Genomic DNA, 24,717 nt, shown 5'->3' on the forward strand with positions numbered 1-24,717 from the left:
TAGAATTAATTTGGGTTAACTAAACATGGTAATGTGATTTCTAACCAAAGGTTTATTTCTGGGGAGGGATATTATAATGGTCAATAGAAATCCTAGTGGCACAGCATTTATGATGGCATTTCTACGAGGATTTCATGCAGTTAATGATAATGCGAAAATATTTAATGATCCGCTTGCTTATGATTTAATACCCGAGGAAGTTCGAGAAGCATTTAAACAGCATTTGATTAAATCCGCTGTAGAAATGGCCCCGGAGCTAGCGAAAGAATGTACTGATGCCGCAACCTCATTACGCCTGGCTGTGAGAATCATGGCTGGTCCCGTCCTAGCTAGAGCACGTTTTGTTGAAGAACGACTTGAAGAAGCCATCCGGAAAGGAATAAGACAATATATAATTCTGGGTGCAGGACTTGATACTTTTGCTTACCGTCGACTTGATCTGACAGATCGCCTCCAAGTATTCGAGCTTGATTTACCTTATACGCAAGAAATAAAATGTCAATTATTGGGCCGTCTAAACCTTAAAAAACCGGATTTTCTGCACTACATTCCGGTGGATTTTACTAAGGACAATTTAGCCTTGGCCCTTTCAGAATCAAACTATGATTCAGGGCAAGCGAGTTTTTTTAGCTGGATGGGGGTGACCCATTACCTGCCACTTGAGTCTGTATTGTCGACACTCAAGACTATTATAAGGTTATCAAGTAGCGGCAGCGAGATTGTCTTCGATTATTACGACAAATCAGCTTTTGATCCTGACAAAGGCTCGAATCGTATTAAATATATTATGAAAAATACAAAGACTATTGGAGAGACCATCATCACAGGATTTGATCCGTCAAAACTTAGCATGGAACTTGCACTTCTGGGATTACGACTGCTGAATAATTTAGGCCCTGAAGAGATACAGCAGAAATATTTCAAGGAATGTAATGAAGGCTATGTAGCAAGTGAACATGTACATTTGGCCCATGCTACGTGGTAAATTAAGGTTAGGTTATTGATTAGGGCGTATCCGAACTTTGCCAAAGGCTAATAATGAGAAGTACTTAGAGTTTATCTATTCTTTTTGTTTATACAAAAAAAGATATTAACTTTTATATGGTGAAAATACAAAGATTGCCTATGTCTATTATAGTCTTAGTATAGCCTTACTTAAATGAAGCAATGAAGCGGGTAGGTGTTGTGTTATGGCAATTATAAAAGAGATTAGAAAGAGGCCGAGTAATGAAATTATTTAAGAGTAAAAAATCAAGTACACTACTTATCGTGGTAACTTTGCTAGCTATGTTATTGAGCGGTTGTCAAGTAACTCGATCCTCATCAACCCAAGTAACTCAGCCAACCCATTCAGACCAAAACTTCATTTCAACCCAGGACGAAAGATACACTTGCCAGGTATTTGATGGCATGGCATTGGTCAGAGCGCGCGACAAAAATATTGTAGGTGATCTTGTAATACCAGGTACATTAGGTGGATTACCTGTTGCTATCGATAAAGAAGCTTTTTTTGACTGCTCAGGCTTAACTAGTGTTGTTATTCATCAAGGAGTAATAATTATTGGTAACATGGCTTTTGAAGGTTGCAGAGGCCTAACTACTATAAGCATACCGCAAAGTGTGAAGACTATTGGTTCAGAAGCTTTTTTAGGTTGCACAGGCTTAACGACTATTGCAATTAACTCGGCAACAACAGAAATATTGACTGGATACTCTGGAGAATCCATTCCATACACAACAATGATTATAGGACATGATCCGTCTCATGCAAAGGATTACGCTACAAAAAACAAAATGAAATTTGAAGATATAAATTGATGTCAATTTTGAGATTCCAATCCAGCTTCGTATTGTAGTTTGTTCCGCACTGCACTTTAAACCGGTGGACAATGTGGAATGGCGCATGGTTTTTTATGAAAAAAGCCGCAAAGATGTCACAGTGGAGATGATATGAGCCTCTTCTACCTACACTATCATTAAGAGGTAGGGGAGGTTCACTATGTACTATCAGAAATGATAGACCGTGGTATAATATGGATACCATCATTGTGAAACTAAACCTTGGTCCAGAGTTACTGGAGAATATCCAAAAAGAAGGTGTGCTGCTATATGAGCGAACCGAATGTAAAATTGAATAATTTCAAGAGAAAAGACCTCCATGAGAGAGGTCTTATTAATATCTATGTATTAATTCAAGTTGATGCACGAGATATTGGATATCTCGTGGAGTCATTTTACCGATGAAATCCTTTTCATTTATTATCTGTTTAAAATCTTCTTTGGTTACTTCTAATAATCTTAAACCCAATCCCCATGATGGCTTTGTCAAGCCATATTTTTTCCAATTTGGAATAGGAATTTTATACTGATCATGATATTTTGGCGGGTCATCCGGAGATTGAGACGTGGTTGAAACTAAAATCAATAAATTGTTTCCCAGTTCGGCTACAATGATTACAGGTCTGATTTTTGATTCACTAGAGAGATCCTCATACTCTACATCAGACCAGAAAATCTCTCCTAGTGAGAAACTAAACTTTCGAATTTTAGTATTCTCCCTCTTCTACGATGTAGCGATGGTCTTTGTTATTTTTATCAAATAATAGCTTACCATCTTTAACTTTAGGGCGAACGGTGATCTCTTTTAATTTTTCAGAGGACAAAGATAGTCCTTTGTTGCCTTGATCTTTGGCAAGAGCTTGCACATTCTTCTCCTCCTGATTACTTTCTTCTTTTACCATATGTTATCACCATCCTAAAAGTTGTTCAAGAATTATTATGCCCATTTTTAACAATTTAGAAAGTGATTTGATTTGTCATAAGCTAAGCGAAAAATGACGGCCACGCGGCCGCTGTTTTTGAAAAAAACAGTTTATTACGCTAAGAAAATTAGTAATGACTTTATAGCCGTTTTCGTCTAAAATGCGAACCTAATGGAATATTCCAATCTTACGTTAAACGCTTTTTGAAGTATAATGGCTGACTCTAATTTGAAAGAGGCTGATTTTATTGGGGGATTTATATATACGAAATTATGTTCGTAGTGACATTGCCCAAGTTATGGAATTACAGAATAAGTACAGTAGAATATATACCGAGGTACCTATATGTACAGATGATAATTTAAGGCACCCAGCTCATCCAGTTTATGAAGAGGGAAAGAACATTTTCTGCGGATTTGACAGTAAAGATAAGATGATAGCTTATGCTTCGATTTTCCCAAGGCCAGTCGATGACGATTTAATTATGAAGGGCTTAAATTACTTAGCTCAACATGGCCTAAGAGAAGCAAGGCTAGAGGTAATGAGTAAGAACAGAAACGCACTTACATTGTATGAATCGATGGGGTACATAGTTAATAGGGAAGAAAAAGTCTTCGGGCGTAATGTAAGGGATAGATAATTTTTCTGCAGCAAGTGAACATGTACATTTTGCCCATGCTACCAAAGGTTAATAATGGGAACAAAAGATTATCGATGAATGGAGTTTGCTGTTAAATGAATAGGTTTATAAGTAAGATTTTTGGGTATGTGACATTTTTCCTTGGTCTCTTAGGACTAACTTATTTATTTAATGAATTGTGGGAATGGTTTCAAGGAGATGATCTCATAAGAAATGCAGTTGCATCAACGATAACCTTTATATTGATTGATTTGTGTAGATTATTGTTCGTAAAAATTTCTAAAATGCAATAACTCGGCTTAGCTACACTAATGCAGAGGCCTGTCGCTATACCGAATGGGTTAGTAGAAAGGATATATGGGGAAATGAGAGGGGAGAAGTCGATTAACATGCACCGATTAGTATTGTCGGGACAATGAACGAGCCGTTACTGGTGTTTGCAATGGAAAGGACAATAATGTTTGAATATTCTTAAGTTAAGCGCAAAGTGATTCACGGCTAAGCGGATCATTTTGCGCTTTATAAATTTTTATTCGTTATGCACCGGGACAAAGAGAATGTATAGGTTCCGCCAATCATCATGTTCATAGACCAGAGTTGAAAGAATGCTTATGTTCCCCGTAGTATATAGAATTCGCTTAAGAGCTGTAAGCTCATCCACGACGCATCGGACAGCAAGGATTAAAAAGCTATGTTCAAAAAATTGTCTAGCTCCGCTGTTATACTAAATATAAGTTAAACCTTACAAAAGAAAGGTGATCATAATGAAATTTGGAATGCGAAAACCGAGTCTTAAGAAAAGTATAGCGGCAAGAACGAGTCTAAAACGTTATGTTCGACACAACCTAGGTATGAAGGCTCCGAGAGGGTGGGGATGGCTGACCAATCCTAAGAAGGCTGCGTATAACAGAGTTTATCGTAAGACGACGTTTAGTATTTTTGATATATTTAAATTCTTTAAATAGTTTAGTGTTCTTTCCATTACTTACCTGTTTGATAGGGGAGGGAGATCTCTCTGATTGTCGAATTTAAACTAAGTGAGAATAGGGAATAACTAATATCGACAAAGAAAAAATAATACTTAAATCCCAATAAGGCGGTAATCCCATGGCAACAGACGAACAAAACCCAGCTAAAGGGCATATTCTGCAGATTTATAAATATCTTCAAGCGCTAGATCAATTAAGAAATCCCGTGATTCGTAATATTAAAGACCAACCTTGGAGTATCTATTTCCAAGACCTGCCAAACTACTTAACCATCGAGAAGGGGCAGTTTGAGAATGACTTTTCCGATTCAGGTATAAGCTCTGCTTCCAGTCCTTTTATCCTTAAAATCCAACGCCCCGTACTCACTGATGCGCCGCAACCACCCTCTTCGTATCTCTCAGTATTGAAAGATACCTGGAAAAAACCTGAACTCCGGGTTCGTTTAAATTTAGATAAAATAACGGGTGAGGAAGACGAGGAAGAACTGACCGAAGAGCAGCTCCTCGCAAACTACTCGGAAGATGAAGAATTTGCTCAATGGCTGAAAAGCAGAGAACTCTGGGCGGAAAAAGAAGTTCCTGCTCGCCAAGCGATGGAAATATATAATAAGTTTTACGAACTGTATGCTCGTTTAGAACGTGAAGCGGAACAATATGAACTTGTTTTGGGTGAAGGCCATTTGTACTGGAATTATCAAAGCGGCCTAATTAGTCATCCTATTTTATTGCAAAGGCTTCGACTTGATTTTGATCCTGCAGTACCTGAATTTTCCTTGTCTGAAACAGAGCATTCCGTTGAACTCTACACTGCGCTTTTTCGGACCGTTTCAGAAGTGACTGGAACGGTTATGAGTCGTCTTCAGGAAGAATTAGAGCAAACTCCCTATCACCCGCTGGGTGGGCAGGATACAGCAGAGTATTTAAAACGAATCGTGACTCAGTTATCTCCCTACGGACAAATTCTCGGTCCGGATGAGAAGGCGGCTCAAAATGACGCTCCGCGAATTGTGCGGGATCCTTTAGTATTTTTGCGCAAAAGATCTTTAGGGTTTAGTAAGGCGATCGAGGAAATTCTTAAGGACATACCAGAAAGGGTGTCTTTACCCAGTTTCTTAGAAAATGTTGTTGGCCTTGATTCAGAAACAGAACCATCTACTCCAGAGGATGCCCTGAAAAGCATAGATCCTAATGGGGAAGATGAGGAAGTCCTGCTAAGCAAACTTGCCAATTCGGAACAACTACAGATTGCTAACCGTTTAAAAAGGTATAATGCTGTTCTCGTTCAAGGACCTCCAGGGACAGGAAAGACTCATTCTATAGCCAATCTAATTGGTCATTTCCTTGCTCAAGGAAAGAGCGTTCTGGTTACCAGTCATACCTCAAAAGCCCTTTCAGTACTCCATGAAAAAATTGTCACCCCTCTGCAGCCACTATGCTTGAGCGTCTTGACTGACAATAACCGTCAACAACTAGAGAGCTCGGTGGATGCCATCACAGAACGTTTAGCTAATAGTGACCCTGAGCAATTAGAACGGGAAGCTAAAGTTCTTCAGCAAGAGAGAGTTGCTCTCTTAAAGGAACTTCGGGAAACTCGCCAAAAACTGCTCTTCGCGCGAGCGGACGAGTACCGTCCTATCGTCATAGCCGGTAATGAATACGCGCCCGCTCAAGCAGCTCGTACAGTTCGAGAAGACCAGGAACGATGTTCCTGGCTGTCAAGTCCGATCCGTTTAGGAGTTTCACTCCCCCTTGCAGAAGGAGAGCTAGTGGAACTTTATCAGACGAATCTCTTATTAACTCATGACGATGAACAGGAACTTGAATATCCTTTGCCAGATCCGCAACAGCTTCCAGCACCTTATGAATTTGAGGAATGGGTTAAAACTGTAGATAAATTGGCAAGTATGGATTTAGAAGAGGGAAAAGAATATTGGCAAACGGAGCCTGAAAACGAGCCGGAAAAGCTAGAAACGATCTTAAATCAAATCCAAAAAGCTATTCAAATCTTTGAAAAGGCCTCGAAGTGGGAGCTTGCTCTTATCGATGCCAGAATGCAGGGCGAGGAGCAAATCGCTCCCTGGCAAAACTTAATCACTCAAATCGAAGGGGCTTATACCCAGTCTCTTCAAGCCCAAGAAACTCTCTTGAATTATGCTCCTTCTGTCAGCGAGGACTGTTTGCCTCACGAACTAGATTCAGTCTTAGACGAGATCATTGCTCATATAAGTGCCGGGGGCTCGCTTGGCGTTTTTAAATTATTAACTAAAGGAAGCTGGAAGACGCTGATTAATCAAGCTCAAGTGAATGGAAGTTCACCGCAGCGCCTTGAGCAGTTTGAAGCTATCAAAGTTTTTGTGGATTTAAGGAATACACGAAAAAGACTTTCCGACCGCTGGGAACGTCAAGTTGCGGTCTTGGGAGGGCCCAAGGCCTCGGAGTTGGGAAATGAACCTGAGTTGGTCTGTCACTCTTATATTCCCTTGATCCGCAATGCTTTGAATTGGCATCCACAACAATGGACTCCACTTGTGGAACAGCTTCAAAAGACAGGTTTTCGCTGGCAAGATTTCTATGACAAAACAGCGATCCAACTTGGCGAACAGAGAGAAGTCCTGCGACTTAAGAAAGCGATAACTGAAGAACTAGCAAAACTTGTGGAAATCCAAACCTGTCGTTTGAAGCTCAAAGGGATGGAAGAAAAAATTCGTGCCTTAAAGCTTCAGTTGGAACAGGGAGGCAGTTCTACTGCTCAAGTGACATCACAGCTTTTAATGGCCCTGCAAGGGAAAAAGCCTGAAGATTATCGCCAAGGCTATCAACGTCTCGTTGATTTAAAAAACCTTAAGCCAACTCTTCAATTGCGCCAAGATCTCCTGAAGCGCTTAGAACAGGATGCGCCCGCCTGGGCGGCAGCTATTTCCGGACGTCAAGGGATTCATGGAGAGGGACAACTTCCGGGAAATCCTTCGGAAGCGTGGCTTTGGCGGCAATTTGCGGATGAACTTGAAGACCGAGTCAAGAAATCGATGGAAGAACTTTTAAAACAGATAACCCATTTATCTCAACAGTTAAGAGAGAAAACATCAATACTTGTAGAAAAGAAGGCATGGGCAGCCCAAGTTCGACGAACAACCGTTTCTCAGCGGCTCGCTCTTAATGGTTGGAAACAACTCATGCATCGAATTGGCAAGGGAACCGGTAAACGGGTTCCAGAGCTTAGGGCAGAGGCCAGAAAGCTCATGCCTCTTTGCCAAAGTGCAGTTCCTGTTTGGATTATGCCCTTAAGCCGCGTTGTGGAAAATTTTAATCCGCGAACTAACCGTTTTGATATTGTGGTTATTGATGAGGCCAGCCAAGCTGATGTCCTCGCCCTGACCGCACTATATATGGGCAAACAGGTCGTTGTCGTAGGAGACAATGAACAAGTCAGCCCTTCAGCGGTCGGGCAAAACGTTGAGGAAGCCAATAAGCTTATTGAGGAACATTTGCAAGGTGTTCCTAATGCCAAACTCTATGACGGACTTTTATCTATTTACGATCTCGCGGATACGGCCTTTCAGCCCATATGTTTACGCGAACATTTCCGCTGTGTTTCACCAATCATTCAATTCAGTAATTATCTTTCATATGAAGGAAAAATTAAGCCCTTACGTGATGAAAGTACGGTTAAGGTACGGCCCCATACCGTTGCTTACCGGGTTGAAGGAAGCCAGAGTGCGAAAAAAGTCAACGAGAAAGAGGCTCAAGTTGTTGCCTCCTTACTTATCGCCTGTACTGAACAACCGGAGTATCAAGATGCTACATTTGGCGTGATTTCCCTGGTGGGGGAAGAACAAGCTGTCGTGATCGACCGTTTACTGCAGAACTATTTATCAGCCGGAGAATATAAACGGTGTCGTATTCAGTGCGGAAATCCGGCTCAGTTCCAGGGAGATGAACGAGATATCATCTTTCTTTCGATGGTCGATGCTTCCTCAGGCGAAGGGCCTTTGAGCAAACGAGGTGAGGGTGCTCATGAAACATTTAAAAAACGTTACAACGTTGCTGCCAGCCGTGCTCGTGATCAAATGTGGGTTGTCTATTCCCTTGATCCAGAAAATGACCTGAAACCTAATGATATTCGCGGGGAACTGATTAAACATGCTAAAGACCCTCAAGCTGTTTTGCGCATGCTGGATACTGCGGACGTTGAAACCGAGTCCGAATTTGAAAAGCAAGTTCTCTTTCGCTTGAGACAAGCCGGCTATACAGTTTATCCTCAGTGGAAGGTTGGCGGATACCGAATCGATATGGTTATTGAAGGCAAGGGGAAACGAGTAGCCCTGGAGTGTGACGGAGACAGGTGGCACACCTTAGAGAATCTTAATGAAGACATGTCTCGGCAAGCGATTCTGGAACGCCTCGGCTGGCGCTTTATTCGAATTCGCGGGAGTGAATTTTTTCGTGATCCTGACAGTACCATGGCTGCAGTATTTGCCCGCATAAAAGACTATGAAATCTATCCCGAAAATAAGGGAATAGAAGAGATCGTCTCTGAATCCCAAGCGGAAGGCTTAAAAGATTTAATAATTCGTAGGGCAGAAGTTTTGCGCAGAATCTGGAACGGAGAAGATGAGGATGATCAAGATACGGACAAGCATATTGATAAGGGTGAGGGCCATTCAATCTCTTTGGATGTTAAAGATGTAGTTTTGGCAAACGAAGACGAAAAGGTTATTAGTCAAGCTGCTGAATTACTGAAAGGTGAGGAAATTTCTACTGTCCAAGAAGGTGCAATACTCCAGGAAAATAATTTAGTTAATGAAATGGACAGAGAAAAAAGCGTGAAGCTTGGGAATCCATCAGGCAGCGATTATCAACAATCATATGATCAAAAGGCAGCCGTAGAAAGCGCTGAACCCTTGGAGCAAAATGCAGTTCTTCAGGAATCACAAAATCCTTCCAGCAGACAAGCAAGGGAGGTTGAGGAAGAACCGTTTCGACTTGAGGAATTTCTTATAGAGCATGGATTTGAATGGGTGGATAATCGCAAAATCGGTGGGACAATCTGGGTCATAGGGAATGAAGAATTAGCGGGGATGATGGAAAAATTCCGAGCCCAAGGCTTCCGCTTCCGCTATAAACCTCACGGCGGGCGGATGACGAAAAACCGTTCTGCCTGGTATCTGAGTGAATAGAGAAGTATCACTGACAGGGGATTCAAGAGGAGAGACAAGTGAGGAGAAGTGCCGAATGAAACCACTAGCAGCCTTAAATCAAGATCTCATGATCCGAGTCAATCAAGTAATGGAAGAATATTTTAGCAAAATCGAAGAATTGGAGACTCGTTTGCTGGAGAAAGATGAGAAGATTACTCGTCTGTCCTCTTCTTTATCTGAGATGACTACGAACTATGAAACTATAAAGACAGCCGATACTGAAAAATCAGTTGAAATTTCTAGGCTTCAAAGGGAGCTGCAAACGTTAAAGCTTTGTGAGTTGGGAGAACCGGAACTTATCATTATCTATCAACCTCAGGACATCTTTAATTATCCGCGAAATATCATTCGCTGGTATTTTAACGAATTAGACTTAACTAAGCTCACCTTTGACAATCTCATTGTTTCCTTAAAAGGACTGATCGATCTTTTGGACTGTGAAATGATTGATGAATTTCTCTTCTATATAAATGATAATCTCCTCAATAGTTTGAAAGAAGGCGAACTTGTCGAACTCATTTCCTTGTTGGAGCTTTATTTACAAGCTCAATTTGAAAAGGGTATCTTCTCCAGTGCGGGTATCTTCTATATGATCAATAGCATTTATAAGCAAGGATGGATTGCTTTGCTCAAAGACTTCTTTGAAACCAACCATTCGTATCTCGAAGAGAGCATTTTTAAGATTGATGCTTCTAGCTTTGATTTCCAAGAACCCCTAATTCTCTTAAGGGTTTATTTCGATCTTAAACTTCACCCGAAGGCTGAAGCCTGGTTGAAAGAGATTTTTCACTCTATGGTACTGGAAAAGGAACTTGAGTCTAAAGTTGCTATCGAGCTTCTTTATCTAGGCCTAGTCTATGAACTTGAGGATAAGGCTCTAAAATTCATTCCCGAGATCCAGACGCTGATGAATAATTCCGCGCTTCCTGAATTAAAGGCTTTTAAAGTATTTTACGATTCCTTTTCATCGGGATGCGGGGTGGAGAAAACGTTACAAGAGCTGAGTATCTTACAGCGAGAAGCAAGAAGCTTAACTACCCCACTTAAGCTTAGAGGCTTTGAGGAAATGGTTAGCCGTCTCAAGTCTCTGCAAAAGAAGGAGCTTCAGCAAGAGATTAAGACTCAGCTCGCAACAAAATTACAATCAAGTTTAAAGGAAGAATCCCAATCGAAATTAAGCTTACTGAAAAAGTTTCAGTCGGTGATAGAAATAAAGAATGGACTTAATTATTGTCCCTATGATAATACCCATCTAAAGACCATAGAAGCCCTGCTTGCTAAATATGCTGATTCTGGAAAAAATATAGTGAGCCAGTATATTTCTGTTCAACTATTTTATTGTGCTGCCTGCAATAAGGCGTTTATCAATCGCTCTTTAGAAAACAAGCTGATTCCTCTCGTTTCGTTAACACAACTGGATATTATTCAATATAGTCCTGTGACAAAAATAGTTACCTCACATAAGAACGTGAGCCAATCTCTAGGTGCCCCTATAGGAAACTCCAAGTTTCAGGTTTCGACATTACCTTCAGCATCCTTGCCGAATTCTCACTATGGCGAGAAATGGCATGAGGAATCTCCACTTAAAAAGCTAGGTTATAGTACGAACCTTACGAGAAGAGACCGCTGGGACGTTCTTATCCATCGAGCCGTTCCTAAACTTGGTTATGAAAGGGTTGCAGAATATCTTAATTGGTTTATAGAAGACAAGCAGAAGATTAAGCAAAAGGACTTCAGTCGTGCTATCTCGATCTGGGAAGATGATTTAAGGCGGTTAAATGAGCATAGGGCGAATGAGATTTTGAGGCAGGGGTAGGAGCTTCAAGCTAGAACCAAAGCAGGTGGCTTCATGAAATCGTTGATGCTTCAGCGTATTTGTTCGAGTTTTGCATCCGGTTTGAAAACCGCACAGAAGATGCTAAAGCACTCTGTTTCAAATGAAGATGAGGACCGCAGTGAAGAAGTAGAACACATCTTATCAGAAATGACTCCCGCAGAAGTAGCTTGCCTCAAAGAAATAGAGACGCAACTTTCACGCGCTGAAGCGGTAGATTCTAAACTCAATACAGTGAAGTGGTTCTTAACTGAATTCAGGACTGATGGGAAAACATGGCTTGAACACGGCTGTATTATCTTCAGCCAGTACTACGACACAGCGGAATGGATCGCCAAAGAGTTGGCCCAATCTTACAAAGGTGAAGTTGTGGCGGTATATGCCGGTGTTGGAAAAAGCGGTCTTTTTCGAGACGTGCAGTTTAATAATGTCGAACGTGAAGTCATCAAGGCTGCTGTTAGAACCCGTGAGATCCGACTGGTAGTAGCAACTGATGCGGCTTGTGAAGGGTTGAACCTTCAGACATTAGGCACTTTGATTAACATTGATCTTCCTTGGAATCCGTCTCGGCTTGAACAGCGATTGGGTAGAATCAAGCGGTTCGGACAGTCGCGTAAGTTTGTTGATATGTGCTCAATCTTGTCTATAACGAAACTCAGGATGAGAAGGTTTACAATGTATTATCAGAACGCCTGCATGACACCTATGACATTTTTGGCAGAATCCCTGACATAATCGATGATGAATGGATTAAAGACGAAGAAGAACTTAAAGACCGGATGAACGAATACATTCACGAAAGAAAAAAGGCTCAGGATGCTTTTACTGTGAAATATCGTGGGACAATTGACCCTGAGGCGCATTTATGGGAACGATGTGCGTCAGTTTTGTCTCGGCGTGACATTGTCAAAAAACTCAGTGAGCCGTGGTGATAGAGATGTGTCCGTACTCCTCTGCTTTGCGGTGGGACGCAGTATCTTAAGAACCTATATCGTTTAAAGCGGTTCATGGATAAAGATAAAACTTGCGGGTTCGAATACGATACAAAAATTACGGAGCGCCAGTTTGAATATATTCTGCCCGACGGAAGGTTTCCCAACGGTCAGCCTTCCATTCAGTACCCCATTTGGGGACGTACGCTCACACAATGGGAAATAATTCGATCAATTAATGGACATTTTCGATCAAATTTGTTTCTGGTTCATACCAAAGGATTCATTACCAAGGCTCAAACGAGTATTATTAATCATTGGGAAGATGCTGACGCAGGGCTGTGCTAGACCTCGGTTTCGCCTCAGTCATGGGGACTAACCGTGTGCCAAGCTAAGGGTGTCTTATTTAGCGGGTGGAAATCCCGTCAAAACAAGTTTCAACCAACTAATTTGTAGCGAGTCTTGAGAGGACCTGTGCATCTAAGCGTAGACAGCAAGCGAACAGGTTGTAAAGCGATTGAGCCCCTATGAGGATAGACTGGTACAAGCCGCACTAGCGAAAATTCTCAGTGCAATTTATGAACCAGAATTCCTCGATTTTTCTTTGGCTTCCGACCTAACAGAAGTTGTCATGATCCTGATTGAGATACGACCAAGTATTGGCTCAATTCTGTGAAAAACTGCAAGTACGGTTCTGGGAGGGTTTTGCACTCAATTGAGTCTGAGGGCATTTGATGATTCGAAAGGTGCAATTTCTAATCGACCCATCAATATTCGTAAAAAGCTAGAAACGGAAGCAAGGTTAAAGGAGTGGTGGAAGAAACGCCGAAAGAATTCGTATGAAGTTGAGTTCTGAATGTGGATTAAGTGAGAAGAATTATCATTTTTTGGATTAGGAGCTCTCAATGAGAAGTGTAGTTTTGACTTTTACAGTGTTCAACGTATTTAATCGATACTATTGAACAAGGATGGTTAACTAAATGACCTGAAAGGATGAATCAGAAGATTGGGTTTTCCCAATCTTTTCTCATTTCTTAAACATTCATGCTATACTTAAGGTATATATTTCCTGTTTGCTTGGAGGATTCGAAATGTCTCTACCGTCAGTGCTAGCTAATATTTTTCGCTCAAAGCAAAAATCGTATAAAATGGTCCTTATTCTTGCTCTTCTGGATGAAGGGGCTCACGGGGCAAAAGAGGTTTCTCTTACTAAGATTACGGAACGTTTTCGTCAGACTTTACTTGAACGTGAAATAAAAAATTTGCCAGTGGATACTCCACCTGTGAATATTGGTTCGAGTTGGCAGAAAGCCTCACTTCAACAGATGAGAAGTGTGATTACTAATCCCATCGAAGCACTTTCTCGACCGCGTATTGTCTGGGCTGACTTTTCCAAAGAAATGATTGGATTCCATTCAAATGTACTTCCTTTGCTTAATCCTTCTGTTGTTAAGGAACTTCGTGCACTAGCTGTTCAAGAGATGGAGGAGTACTACCAAAACCAACAGCCGGCTCCAGATAGGATTAGCCCGTTGATCTCACAACTTATGAATAACTACCTTAAGGCAAAAGCTGAATCGTTCAGTTCTCATCCTCTGGGAACCTTATTGCGGCAAACGCTTTCCCAAGAATTACAGAAGCTCCCCTTTATCGATGAGCGGTATAAGGTCCAGGGGTCGGTTGGCATGGGTAATTGGGCGAACGTGCCTTGGATTGCGATCATGGATAAACGGATTACGGAGACAACCCAACATGGAGAATATATTGTCTATCTCTTTTCGGAAAACATGGAGTCCGTTTATCTTACATTGAATCAAGGGGTTACAGTTCCCTTAAAGCAGGGGCGACGTTTAGGCTATGAATATCTTGAAAAGAGGGTCAAAGAGATTCGAGCTAAATTGCCCCTAGAAGGAATGCAGAAGGATCAAAACATTTTTTTAACATCAAGTGGATTAGGGAAGGATTACCAAGTTTCCACCATCGCTTATATCCGCTATGAACGGGATCACTTGCCTAAGGATGATATCTTAATCAAAGATTTGAAAAACATGATGGAGAACTATGAGTTCTATGTCCAATCCCAAATAGAGGTTGATGGTGAGGATGGGGAAGAAGCCATGAATAAAGTGAGCGATCGAGATGTTCAAAATATTCTCCAACAGATCAAAAGCTATATTACAAGGAAAGGGTTTACATTCCCAGAGCACTTGATTGAGAATTATTACCTTTCACTGCGCACTAAGCCCTTTCTCATCCTGGCGGGCATATCCGGAACCGGAAAAACTAAACTCGTCCAACTTTTTGCTGAAGCCCTTGGGGCTACGGAGAGCAATCGTCAATTTAACCTTATTCCGGTTCGGCCAGATTGGAGTGATCCCTCGGACTTGATTGGCTACCGGGATCTGACGGGCCGATTTAAACCTGGCAGATTGACGCAAGTTTTTTTGACAGCTTCACAACCCGAGAATAAGGACAAGCCTTATTTTGTTTGCCTTGATGAGATGAATTTAGCCCGGGTGGAGCATTATTTTAGTGATCTGTTAAGTGTCATGGAGACTCGGCGCTGGCAAGACGGTCGGATCATCACGGATATCCTTGTCGGGGAAGAGGAGCTTCAAGCTCTTAAGGATCCAGCAGATAGTATAGATGGGCCGAGGCAAAAGCCTACTTCCGTGGGCATTCCCGATAACGTGTATCTTATTGGCACTGTGAATATGGATGAAACGACGTATCCCTTTAGTAAAAAAGTTCTCGATCGGGCGCAAACCCTTGAGTTTAATGAGATCGACCTGAACCAGCTTCCTTTAGAGGAGGATGAAGCATTAGAGTTTAATGGACTAAATTTAGCCCAATCCTTTCTAGCAAGCGATTATTTGATTCTAAGGGATGCCTTTCCTGGTAATGAAGCGTTAATCCAGCGGACGACGGAACGTTTAGTGGAGATTAACGAGATCTTGGCAGAGGTTCATGCGAATATTGGTTTTCGCGTTCGTGATGCTGTTTGTATCTATTTGGTCTATAATCAGCGATTTGGACTTTTGGCCGAAGACGAATCCTTTGATCTTCAACTTTTACAAAAGATTCTCCCTCGCTTGCAAGGGAGCCATTCCTCCTTAAAGCGCGTGCTCATCCAATTGATGGCTTTTGCGGTAGGGCAACGGTTAAATGTTGAGGAACTGATGGAGGATGCTTCGGAGCTTTATTTACGTTGGCGGAGTCAATCAGACCAACCGGCAGCACGTTTTGCCAAGAGTTCACGGAAGATTGCCTATATGCTGCGGAGGATGGAAGAAGATGGCTTTACCTCATTCTGGCTCACTTAAAGAAAGTCAAGAGCTTTTGCACATTGAGACGGATCGGTTTGACCTTTATATCCAAGGAAAGCCCTTTCACCCTAGTGTCGAAGCTCTGCAGTTACATCGGAAAGATGAAGGAGAATGGGTGGCTTCAACTCTTCAGATTGTTCCAGCTCCGACTTTAACGATCAAGACGATGAAACTTTTTTCACCCCAAGTTATGGACTTACTTCCGCTTGAAGAGAATGCAGCCTTTCCTATCTTTTTTGAAAATCAGGAATATGAAATCGTCCTTCAGAATAAACAAACTGAACCCTTGAATTTTTATCATGAGAACCTTCATCTTAGGCAAGCCGTAAAGCCTCTGGGGAAGGATTTATTGGTAGGTATTTTGAACTTCCGTAATGAAGTAGGGTATACGGATTTGGAGATTCGCTCCCAGGGGAATACTCTGTTAAGCCTTCGCTTGGAGATCTTTCCGGCGAAGATGGACTATCGACGGGATTACCAAGGAATACTCTTCGAAGTGAATGAGCAAATCTATAACCTGGCCTTCGATTTTCTTCGTCGCACTTATCAGTTAACAGGGCTGAGGGATACTCATAACCAAAGTCTTACAGAGTTCTTTACAATTCTAAGAAGTATCTTCGGTCAACTCGGTCGAGCGATTGAACGGATCCAGGCTGCACCGCATCATCGCTTAACGGCCATACGTGAAGTGAGGCGTGCGGAGCAGGTCAAACGAGTGGATAAGTCGAATTCATCCTATTTAGCCAAGCATCTTCAGCGACTCGTTGAGGATCCTGTTTATGGCTTAATTCCGATACAAGGAAAATACTTTCGCCCGACTCATTTATGGGAAGCAAGACGGCAGATCAATTATGATACCCAGGAAAATCGCTTCCTGAAATGGATGTTCTCACGGATTACTATCAAACTAAAAGAGCTGCGTCGCCGCGTTTTGGTGATGGAAAGAATCACCGATCCTGTTTTGTTAAAGCAGATAGACGAAATGCTTCGGCAATTGGATCGGTTTTCTGAGATGGAGTTTTTGAGAGACGTCGGGGAGATTAAACAAATCTCGGTCACGTTAGTCTTGCAAATGGCATCGGGCTATAGGGATGTTTACCGCTTCTATCTCTTATTAATGAAAGGATTAACGATTCAAGGAGATCTTTTCCGCCTCTCGCTTAAGGATTTGGCCCAACTCTATGAGTATTGGTGTTTCCTCAAGATTCATAGTTTACTTAAGCAAAAGTATGAACTGGTTCGGCAAGATATTATCCGCGTGAACCAGCAGGGGTTGTTTGTGATTTTAGACCGTTCGCAAAAAGCCAGTGTGACGTATCGCAATCCGTTAAATGATGAGTTGTTTACACTTTTCTATAACGCTTTGCCCACAGAGGATAAAAATATTCCGACCTTAGCTCAACGGCCGGATAATGTGTTAGCGCTGAAGAAGGAACATTCTGCTGTGGAATACAAGTATATTTTTGATGCCAAATACCGCTTAAATCCTGCCTATGAAGGGACGCCCTATGGTTTAAAGTATGGAAGCCCTGGCCCGGAAGAAGAGGATATTAATACGATGCATCGTTACCGGGATGCGATTGTTTATGAGGATCCCAAGACGAAGGAGTATCAGCGGAGTATGTTTGGGGCCTATATCCTGTTTCCTTATGCAGATGAAGAGGAATTTCGTGAACATCGCTTTTATAAGAGTATTAAGAAGGTCAATGTCGGTGCCTTTCCGTTTTTACCGGGAGCAACAAAGCTGATGGAAGAATTCCTGGATGAACTGATTTTGGATAGCCCGGAAAAAGCCTTCGAACGCTCCACACAGCCTCGCGGAACGAAACAGTACTACGAGGATAAGCTTAACGGGAAAAATGTACTCATCGGCTCAATGCGGGATAAGCAGCAACTTTCCCTTTGCTTAGACCGCAAGCAATACTGGATTCCGCTTAAGGGGTTGTACCAAGAACAGTCGATCTTAACCCAACTGGAGTACATTGGACTATACCAATCTAACCGCGCTTTCGGGCCCAAAGAAAGTGGAGTCTGGTGGATCGGTCAAATCAAAACCTGGAGCGTCGTACGTCGTAAGGAAATTACGGTTCGCAAGCCCCTTCCTGGAAAAGAAAATGAGCTCTACGTTCTTTTTGAAATTAACTCCTGGGCAAAACGTACTTTCCCCATTAAGCCTGGTGGTTATGGAATTCAAACCTATTTGTTCACCTCAACCTACATACTCGAGCGTGCTCAGTTCATTGCCGAACTCAAGCTTGAGACGGAGGAAGAGTTAAAGGAGTGGCGGGAGAAACGACGGTTAGGTGAAATTCATGTGGAGTTGGATGACGAGTATGTGGATAAGGCGAGTCGGGTTGTGAAGGTGGACTGGCAGGGAGCAGAAGGTTAGCTATTAAGACAACTTGTTGAGATTATTAGCTCTAAAACCGGGTTTTCTTACATTTAGGTAGTTTGGAATAATTAGTCCCCAATGTAGATTCTTTAACCGAACAATTTAACCCGCCCTATAGGTGGGTTAAATTGTTCGGTTACGTTATTTTCGCTTAAGGCGAAACCAAATTATAGACATACATTGTAAGCGAATTCTTAAAAGACTAAACTGTTTATCAGGAGGTGTGCGGAGCCAGCGCTTTGTATGCCGGATTGTGGCTGCTTCACCAAGGGGTGGGTATGCTACTCACCAGAAGCTGGGCCGCCAAAGCAGTCGACCGCAGGGATCGTGCTGCTAAGCCTTGCTGATCCGAGGGGCTGGACTTGGCGGCTTGCTGATTGCCATCATGACCTCTGCAATTATTGGACTTCAAAGAGAGCAAGTTCCTCACGCCAGCACTGCCACAATATTTCAGACCATAGGCGGGGCTTTCGGGTCGGCAATTCTCGCCACCGTAGCCCATCAGCAGATGGCGGGACACTCTGGCTCTGAGAGAAAATAGGTGAAGAACCTGTGAAAATATATTTGCATGCAACCAATATAAAACAACAGAGGTTATGTCTATTCTACATTGGATGGTAAAGTCCAATTCAGAATAGGCATTCTTATTTAAGGTTATTACCCTCATATTACAGCTACATAGTCTGCAGCTTAGGGAAGCGGTGCATTTGTCTGCAAGAAAGGTCAATTCGTGCGAAGAAGTGTCTTCGGGTGGGTGTAGCTGAGTTTCTAATTGTCCGGGATCATCTTAGTGAGGCGGATCTTAATGCTAACTCCAGGAAATAGAAGCCCATGCCTCTGGACAGCTCGGCATTAGACCCCCTTGTCTGCAGATAAGCTATTCCCAGTGCCCATAAATCCTGGTAGCTGCGCTTGGCTAAAACGGAATAACGCTTGCGCACGTACTTATAGCCGATCTCAAAATCAGTAAGTTCTTGTCTGTCCATCGTTTTCCTCCCGCTGTTTAGGGGATTGTTCTCCGATGAGTTCGGAAATACTAATACCGAGAGTTGCTGCGAGCTAATAGGACCACCCCTGATTAAAAGAATATAGAATATAATTCAGTATGTCAAGACAATAAAATGAATAAAAATCATGATTTTTACCTTTGTGTGATTCCGATATAATTGAACATGAATTATATTCAGGATGTGATGAAATGAATTACGGACAGCGAATAAGGTTTTTTCGTAATACAGTTGGAATTTCAGCCAATGCTTTAGCGAAAAAAGTCGGACTGGATCCGACTACAATTTATAAAATAGAGGCCAACGATTCAAAACCTTCACTTGGCTCCCTCGAAAGCATATGTGCTGCTCTCGGCATTAGCCTTGCAGAATTCTTCACAGAAGAAGAACAGTCCTTGGGACCGGAGATCCAACGGCTGTTAGGGACTGTGAAAAAACTTTCACCAGAACAAATCGATTATCTCCAGAAGTTACTGGAATCACTAAGTAAGGATTGATGTTGGGTTTTAGGGGTACCTATAGGGTACCCTATTATAGTCCAAGCTATTGAGTACTCATGATTATTTCGCAAATTGGAAATGCCCTTTGTCTTGGTGATAAGCATTTTTAGAAAGCTGATCCCCCATGGGTCTGGTCCGTCGATAATAAATCTAAAATATAGACTGAAAGGGCACCGATCTGTTATTTAGACTGACTGGGCCCTTTTTGCATAGTTTTTGAAATATTTGGTGATTGGTGGGAGGAAAAGCAGGAAGTTCGGCGAAAAAGAAAATATACGTCAAACGTTGTCTGTTTCAACCAGATAAAAGTCTAGGGGGGGATTTTCAGTGTATCTTAATGTTGAACAGAGAAAATTAGTCCAAACATGCCCAGCGGGTCACTCCTTAATAAAAGGAGTTGCCGGGTCTGGCAAGACGACCGTGGCAGTATACTGAGTCCCCTTTCTATTAAGTAATTATTGATTTGCTTCAGATGATCACATCTAATTAGTGACCTTCAATAAAACACTTGTGAACTTCATTAAATATCTCTACAAGAAAGTAGAGGATGAGATAGTCCTTGACTATTTTAACCTGTTTTCGGGTGACGGTAATAAATTAGATGACAAAGTAGAGATCGTCACTATTGATAGTATTTTGTATAAATACTTTTCGGAGTTTAAGAAACGTTCAAACCGTAATTCAAGTATTGTCAAATAGTCATTTAGTGCGATATAGCCTTTTAGATACTTCTCTGCTGATTGCTGACAATGATAGCAGATGATCTCTAAAGGAGCTGGATGCATATTTAGTAAGAAGAGAGCAGATTGTAGACCGGTTTCTGCCCCATCCAGTTAGATGCAACCGAGAAAAGCTTGTTACTTGAGCATCTGGCTGTTCAGCAGGAGATGTCACCTCTCAAGGATGAGGCGAAATCCTTAATCGCTAAGCTGCATATCTCTTTGCATATCCCGAAAAATGAGGAGAGAATTAGTATTCATGGCAGAAGACCTATCGAAGATTTACGACGCAGTCATTTTTGTCAACGCTTAGAGGAATATGCCCCAGGGAGAAATAAACTATCAATTATTTATCGTAAAAGTGAGGATCAAGTTTCCGAGGTAGAACTAAATCCGCTAGGTATTATGTATTACTGGGGGTTAGGCTGGTTTTGTGAAATCAAAGCTCAAAGACTTTGTGTTATGAATTCACATTTTCTAAGATTATATAATTGGAAAAATAGTAAAAGTCTGATGGGTACTATCCCTTTTTATGATTTTAGGAGATAGTACTTTTTTTGTGTAACTTTTTAAGCGATAAACAGTCTATAATTGCGAAAGAGGTTTACCGGTAAACTGTGAAAGGAAAGATTCATGTTGGATGCTGAATTTTCTGCTTTATATAAGAAATATAAAAACCCCATATTCTCTTATATATTTTATCTTGCGGGAGATAGGCCGGCGGCTGAGGAAATATGCCAGGATGTTTTCTTGAAGGTATACCTAAATATTGCGAAATTTGAGAACAGGTCTAGTTTTAAGACTTGGATTTATAAAATAGCCAGGAATGCATATCTTGACTACGCCCAAGCGCAAAAGAGGAAAGTGACAATTGATAATATAGAATTTTTTGTTAAGGAATTAGAAGATAGGGGTATGAGTCCGGAAGAACATGCAATTAATATGGCAACCAAAGAGCTTATTGAAAAAACCTTAAATAAGCTTAGTCAAAAATATCGGATGCTTTTAATCCTTCGGGATATACAGAATCTATCCTATAAAGAAATAAGCGATATTGCAGAGATAGAGTTAAACTCTGTTAAAGTCGGTATTTTTAGAGCGAGAAGAGAGTTTCAGAAAATCTATGAAGAAATGGAGGAACTCTAAAATGGCCTGTTTATATATGGAAAAAATAAAGGACTATTTAGAAGAAAAGCTGCCTCAAAAGGAGATGGAAGCCATAGAATACCATTTAGAGAGCTGCGTAGAATGCCAGGGAGAATTGGATAAATACCTTGATAATAAGCTAAGTTTAGCAATAAAGCCTTTGGAGGTGGACGACGAAGTCTTGGTTAGCAGAATCAAAGCCAGGATAAAAGGAAAGAGACGAATTACCTTATATGGCCTGTTGGGATTTGTTTTGGGTATGTTTTCCAGGTTTTATACCAGGGACGATTTTTTCTTAACAAAAGCAATTATGGCTTTGCCTTATAAATTAGCGGAATTTGCTCTCGGTATTTTTTTCTCGGCAAATAGCTTACCGTTTGGGAAAAGCATGAATTATCCTTATCAAGGAGAAATGGGCTTTTTTCCCTATTACCCCATTCTTGAACTTTTGGCAGTTACCATAACCCCGGCTATTGTTGCATCATTTATTGCTGTAGTTATTGGGTATCTCTTGAGTGATAAAAGGGTTTTCCGCCGCAAGAATATTATTAAGTTCCTTGTAACCTGGTCAATTATTTTCTTAGTTTGGACAGGTATTCTGTACGGCGCATATAATCATGCCTTAGAGAAAATTGAGAACCTTGAAGGGATTAAAGCTATGACCGTTTATACTGCAGAGAAAAATAGCACAGCTTGGTTGGTGAGAATTGACAAAGATGCTTTAAGCGATGAAAAATATTCAAAATTAGTTACTATAATCACTGAAGCAAAGGAAGTTGGAAGAAAGATCTACCCACAGGAGAAAGATGGTTACGAAATGCTGGTAGACTTTTCCGGAGGAGGAACAATTCCCATTTACTTGGATATGGATAGTGGTGAAATGATTGTGAGAAATGGCAGAGCTTATCAGATTTCACCTAAAAAGCTGGAATATATCAAGGAAGTATTAGGAGGCAGGAAAAAATGACGAAAATTTTACGGGATAAAATAATCACATTATTGGGAGCAGGCTTTTTGGGGTATTACTTGAGCATTTCCCTCTTTCACAGTTTTATTCGAAATAATCTAGTGAAAATATTACCACCAATTAACGACCGTCACCTTCCGGAGATTTATGTGAATATTATGGGAGCTGTAACACTTGCCATTTTCGCCTATCTATTATTTAATGTTGTGCGAGAAAAAAGGAGCTTTAAGCTATATAAAAAAAGCTACTTAGCAGCCATTTCTTTGTTGATCATAGCGCCCTTGGTGATCGCCGGCATCTTTAGAGTCCAAGCTGTCAGTTGGGTGCAAAAAGCTGAAGGTACTGCCCCTAAGGAAATTACAATCAGAACAGATAGAGAAGGCGATTCGCTTATGTTTGCTGCCGGTACATCGTCAGCGAGTGGTGTAGCTAAATCCATCTTCTTCACAGAGCCGCTTTTGAATGATTTTGGCAAGGGTATTAGGGAAATGAAATTAAAGCAGGTAGTTAGCAGCGAAGAACAAAGAGTTGATTCTTCCGATCTGACAATGTGGATTCGTTATGAGATAGATGGTAAATGGTACTCAAAAATATTAAGTTATGGCCAGGGACTGTTTGAAGAACATGTTGCCGGAGGAAGAATTGCTTACTATACTAATCCAGTACTTGAGAATTTATTAAAAAAAGAATTTGAAGAATCAGCTGATATTAATAATTATGATCGGGCTAGAGTTATAAATTCCGTGACAATAAATAGGAAAAATGGGGCTGAAGAAAAGAAAAGGTTTTTGACTCCTGAGGATTTTCAAATATTAGTTAATTCTTTAAGGCCTCAGAATTTAATCCATCAGGATACTGAAGGAGTTAAAGGGATAAAAGAGGCTTTAAAGGAATGGGTTCCTCAGGAGGAAACAACTATTTATGGTATTGAGCTCTGGCAAAAGGGTTCCGATGAAAATATGGGTCAAAACTTTATGGTATATGATAAACGCACCCAAACTTTGATGTTTGAGGGTGCGTACTATCAAGTGGATTTGGATGATATAGTGGCATAATGTAGTTTCTTTATGATTTTCCTTCTGCCGCGTCGATGGGATCTCCATTGCAATTTGTTCGTATGGAAGCCATAGCAGCCTAAAATTCGGCGGTTTTGAGATCGATTAATCTGGATTAGTCAATCTCAAATCCGCCGAATTTTTAAATTGAAGATGTATGAACCCTTGCCCTCCCGTCATTTTTATATCTTTTTGCGAAAAATCGCGTCTTCCTTCGTTGTATAGAGTGTAAAAGTTTTTACAATAAAGAGAGAAAAGGGGGAAACCATGAAGACTGATCAGACTAATTACATACAGCGCTTAAAAAAGAGAAGAGAAGAAGCTTTGGAATTTGTGATGGATGAATACTTCCCTTTGGTGAAGGGGATAGTCACTCATATCTTACTTCCCATAGCAAGACAGGAGCTGGCAGAGGAATGCATAAGCGATGTGTTTCTTTCTGTTTGGCATAATGCCCAAAAATTCAAAGGCGAGAACGAGGAGGATTTTCGCAAATGGCTTTGTGCTATAGCGAAATACAGGGCCATTGATTTTTATCGCCGCGAGAAAAAACGGCTGGAAATTCCCACCTCCGAAAATGAAAGTATGGACATGTTCCTGCCGGAAGAATCGGCGGAGGAGCATGTGCTTTTAAAGGAGAGCATCCGGGAGATGGAGAAATTGCTGAACCTTTTTTCTCCCGTAGACCGGAACATATTGATCATGAAATTTTACTACGCAGAGGAAGTCCCCAGTGATCTGGTCAATTCGGTGCAGATGGCTTGGGAAATCAAGGATGATTTAGGCAATGTCTATGCCTATAATGAGAACGGAGGGCAGGGAAAAATCAGCGGCGAAATGCTTAAAATGGAGTATGTCCTGACCTTCAACCATCTGGATCCCCGGGCGAAGACCCTGTTTATCACGCCGACTTTGAAACTGGTTCATACCCAGGGCGGCGGAGTGGCCATGGCTGAAAATGGAGAGGAAACACCTTTAGAATACAAAGGGCTGCCGGCAGGAGTAACTCCCGGGGAGTGGACAATGAAGCAGGTTAGGATAGATATTAGTTCCCTGCAGTGATGTTTAGTAAAGGTTCTATAAACACTGTAGATAGACTGTAGAAAAGTCAGGATTTATCCTGGCTTTTCCTAATGGTGTAAATTATGAATGAGAGTTTTGAGCAACGTTTTATGCTGCTGTCTTCTGCCGGAATTCTTCAGTATTTTTGACAAGCGCATTATTATCAAAGTGATGACTAAAGATGGGGGT

21 protein-coding genes are annotated in these 24,717 nt (G+C 41.4%); 17 read left to right on the forward strand and 4 right to left on the reverse strand.

The features are described from left to right. Positions 1–76 precede the first annotated feature (76 nt). Together B5771_RS21035 and B5771_RS21040 are read left to right on the forward strand one after the other, a co-directional pair. Positions 77–985, forward strand: a complete 909-nt coding sequence (locus tag B5771_RS21035) for a class I SAM-dependent methyltransferase (protein ID WP_088189275.1) — start codon at positions 77–79, stop codon at positions 983–985. Between the two features lie 242 nt (positions 986–1,227). Beyond that, positions 1,228–1,818, forward strand: a complete 591-nt coding sequence (locus tag B5771_RS21040) for a leucine-rich repeat domain-containing protein (RefSeq protein WP_088189276.1) — start codon at positions 1,228–1,230, stop codon at positions 1,816–1,818. 355 nt (positions 1,819–2,173) lie between these two features. Here B5771_RS21040 and B5771_RS21045 read toward each other — a convergent pair whose 3' ends face one another. Both B5771_RS21045 and B5771_RS21050 read right to left on the reverse strand, forming a co-directional pair. Then, positions 2,174–2,425, reverse strand: a complete 252-nt coding sequence (locus tag B5771_RS21045; protein WP_348982967.1) for a hypothetical protein — start codon at positions 2,423–2,425, stop codon at positions 2,174–2,176. A gap of 121 nt (positions 2,426–2,546) precedes the next feature. Beyond that, positions 2,547–2,741, reverse strand: a complete 195-nt coding sequence (locus B5771_RS21050) for a hypothetical protein (protein ID WP_088189278.1) — start codon at positions 2,739–2,741, stop codon at positions 2,547–2,549. 268 nt (positions 2,742–3,009) lie between these two features. Here B5771_RS21050 and B5771_RS21055 point away from each other — a divergent pair, with 268 nt between their 5' ends. The 9 genes from B5771_RS21055 (at position 3,010) to B5771_RS24895 (ending at position 18,613) form a co-directional block, all read left to right on the forward strand. After that, positions 3,010–3,402: a hypothetical protein gene (locus tag B5771_RS21055; protein WP_088189279.1), complete on the forward strand. Its 393-nt coding sequence runs from the start codon at positions 3,010–3,012 to the stop codon at positions 3,400–3,402. A 764-nt stretch (positions 3,403–4,166) separates the two neighbouring features. Then, entirely contained in the window at positions 4,167–4,367 is a 201-nt protein-coding gene (locus B5771_RS21065; protein ID WP_088189281.1) for a hypothetical protein, read from the forward strand. Positions 4,368–4,509: 142 nt separating this feature from the next. Then, a complete protein-coding gene (locus B5771_RS21070; RefSeq protein ID WP_088189282.1) occupies positions 4,510–9,567 on the forward strand; it encodes an AAA domain-containing protein in 5,058 nt (1,685 codons plus the stop codon). Between the two features lie 55 nt (positions 9,568–9,622). Next, positions 9,623–11,404 carry a hypothetical protein gene (locus tag B5771_RS21075; RefSeq protein ID WP_088189283.1) on the forward strand — a complete coding sequence of 594 codons (1,782 nt, stop codon included), beginning with the start codon at positions 9,623–9,625 and terminating at the stop codon, positions 11,402–11,404. A gap of 99 nt (positions 11,405–11,503) precedes the next feature. Next, complete coding sequence (locus B5771_RS21080; protein WP_207652724.1) at positions 11,504–12,157, forward strand: helicase-related protein; 654 nt, start codon at positions 11,504–11,506, stop codon at positions 12,155–12,157. Positions 12,158–12,429: 272 nt separating this feature from the next. Then, entirely contained in the window at positions 12,430–12,702 is a 273-nt protein-coding gene (locus tag B5771_RS21085) for a hypothetical protein (protein WP_088189284.1), read from the forward strand. A 743-nt stretch (positions 12,703–13,445) separates the two neighbouring features. Continuing rightward, positions 13,446–15,677 carry a DUF3578 domain-containing protein gene (locus B5771_RS21090; RefSeq protein WP_088189285.1) on the forward strand — a complete coding sequence of 744 codons (2,232 nt, stop codon included), beginning with the start codon at positions 13,446–13,448 and terminating at the stop codon, positions 15,675–15,677. Continuing rightward, the gene (locus tag B5771_RS21095) at positions 15,649–18,069 is read left to right on the forward strand and encodes a restriction endonuclease-like protein (RefSeq protein WP_088189286.1); all 2,421 of its coding nucleotides are present in this window, start codon (positions 15,649–15,651) and stop codon (positions 18,067–18,069) included. Before B5771_RS21090 ends, B5771_RS21095 begins: the two co-directional genes overlap by 29 nt. A 343-nt stretch (positions 18,070–18,412) precedes the next feature. After that, positions 18,413–18,613: a hypothetical protein gene (locus B5771_RS24895; RefSeq protein ID WP_242966921.1), complete on the forward strand. Its 201-nt coding sequence runs from the start codon at positions 18,413–18,415 to the stop codon at positions 18,611–18,613. A 241-nt stretch (positions 18,614–18,854) separates the two neighbouring features. Here the strand turns inward: B5771_RS24895 and B5771_RS21105 are convergent, their stop codons facing one another. After that, positions 18,855–19,058 carry a hypothetical protein gene (locus B5771_RS21105; RefSeq protein WP_242966922.1) on the reverse strand — a complete coding sequence of 68 codons (204 nt, stop codon included), beginning with the start codon at positions 19,056–19,058 and terminating at the stop codon, positions 18,855–18,857. A gap of 212 nt (positions 19,059–19,270) precedes the next feature. On the opposite strand from B5771_RS21105, the gene B5771_RS21115 reads away from it, so the two are divergent. After that, positions 19,271–19,576, forward strand: coding sequence for a helix-turn-helix transcriptional regulator (locus B5771_RS21115; RefSeq protein WP_088189287.1), 306 nt, complete (start codon positions 19,271–19,273; stop codon positions 19,574–19,576). Between the two features lie 566 nt (positions 19,577–20,142). Here the strand turns inward: B5771_RS21115 and B5771_RS21120 are convergent. After that, the gene (locus B5771_RS21120; RefSeq protein ID WP_282433370.1) at positions 20,143–20,412 is read right to left on the reverse strand and encodes a HEPN domain-containing protein; all 270 of its coding nucleotides are present in this window, start codon (positions 20,410–20,412) and stop codon (positions 20,143–20,145) included. 21 nt (positions 20,413–20,433) lie between these two features. On the opposite strand from B5771_RS21120, the gene B5771_RS21125 reads away from it, so the two are divergent. From B5771_RS21125 to B5771_RS21145, 5 genes are all read left to right on the forward strand, one after another. Then, positions 20,434–20,847 (forward strand): hypothetical protein, encoded by a 414-nt coding sequence (locus B5771_RS21125; protein WP_088189289.1) that lies wholly within the window; start codon positions 20,434–20,436, stop codon positions 20,845–20,847. A gap of 84 nt (positions 20,848–20,931) precedes the next feature. Next, the gene (locus B5771_RS21130; protein ID WP_088189290.1) at positions 20,932–21,444 is read left to right on the forward strand and encodes an RNA polymerase sigma factor; all 513 of its coding nucleotides are present in this window, start codon (positions 20,932–20,934) and stop codon (positions 21,442–21,444) included. A gap of 1 nt (position 21,445) precedes the next feature. Next, entirely contained in the window at positions 21,446–22,411 is a 966-nt protein-coding gene (locus tag B5771_RS21135) for a zf-HC2 domain-containing protein (protein ID WP_088189291.1), read from the forward strand. Further along, on the forward strand, positions 22,408–23,466 hold the full coding sequence (locus B5771_RS21140; RefSeq protein WP_088189292.1) for an ECF transporter S component: 1,059 nt from the start codon (positions 22,408–22,410) through the stop codon (positions 23,464–23,466). The genes B5771_RS21135 and B5771_RS21140 overlap by 4 nt, the downstream gene beginning before the upstream one ends. Positions 23,467–23,733: 267 nt before the next feature. Continuing rightward, a complete protein-coding gene (locus B5771_RS21145) occupies positions 23,734–24,528 on the forward strand; it encodes a sigma-70 family RNA polymerase sigma factor (RefSeq protein ID WP_088189293.1) in 795 nt (264 codons plus the stop codon). Positions 24,529–24,717 lie beyond the last annotated feature (189 nt).

Source organism: Desulfosporosinus sp. FKA, assembly GCF_002196785.1.
Lineage (GTDB): Bacteria > Bacillota > Desulfitobacteriia > Desulfitobacteriales > Desulfitobacteriaceae > Desulfosporosinus > Desulfosporosinus acididurans.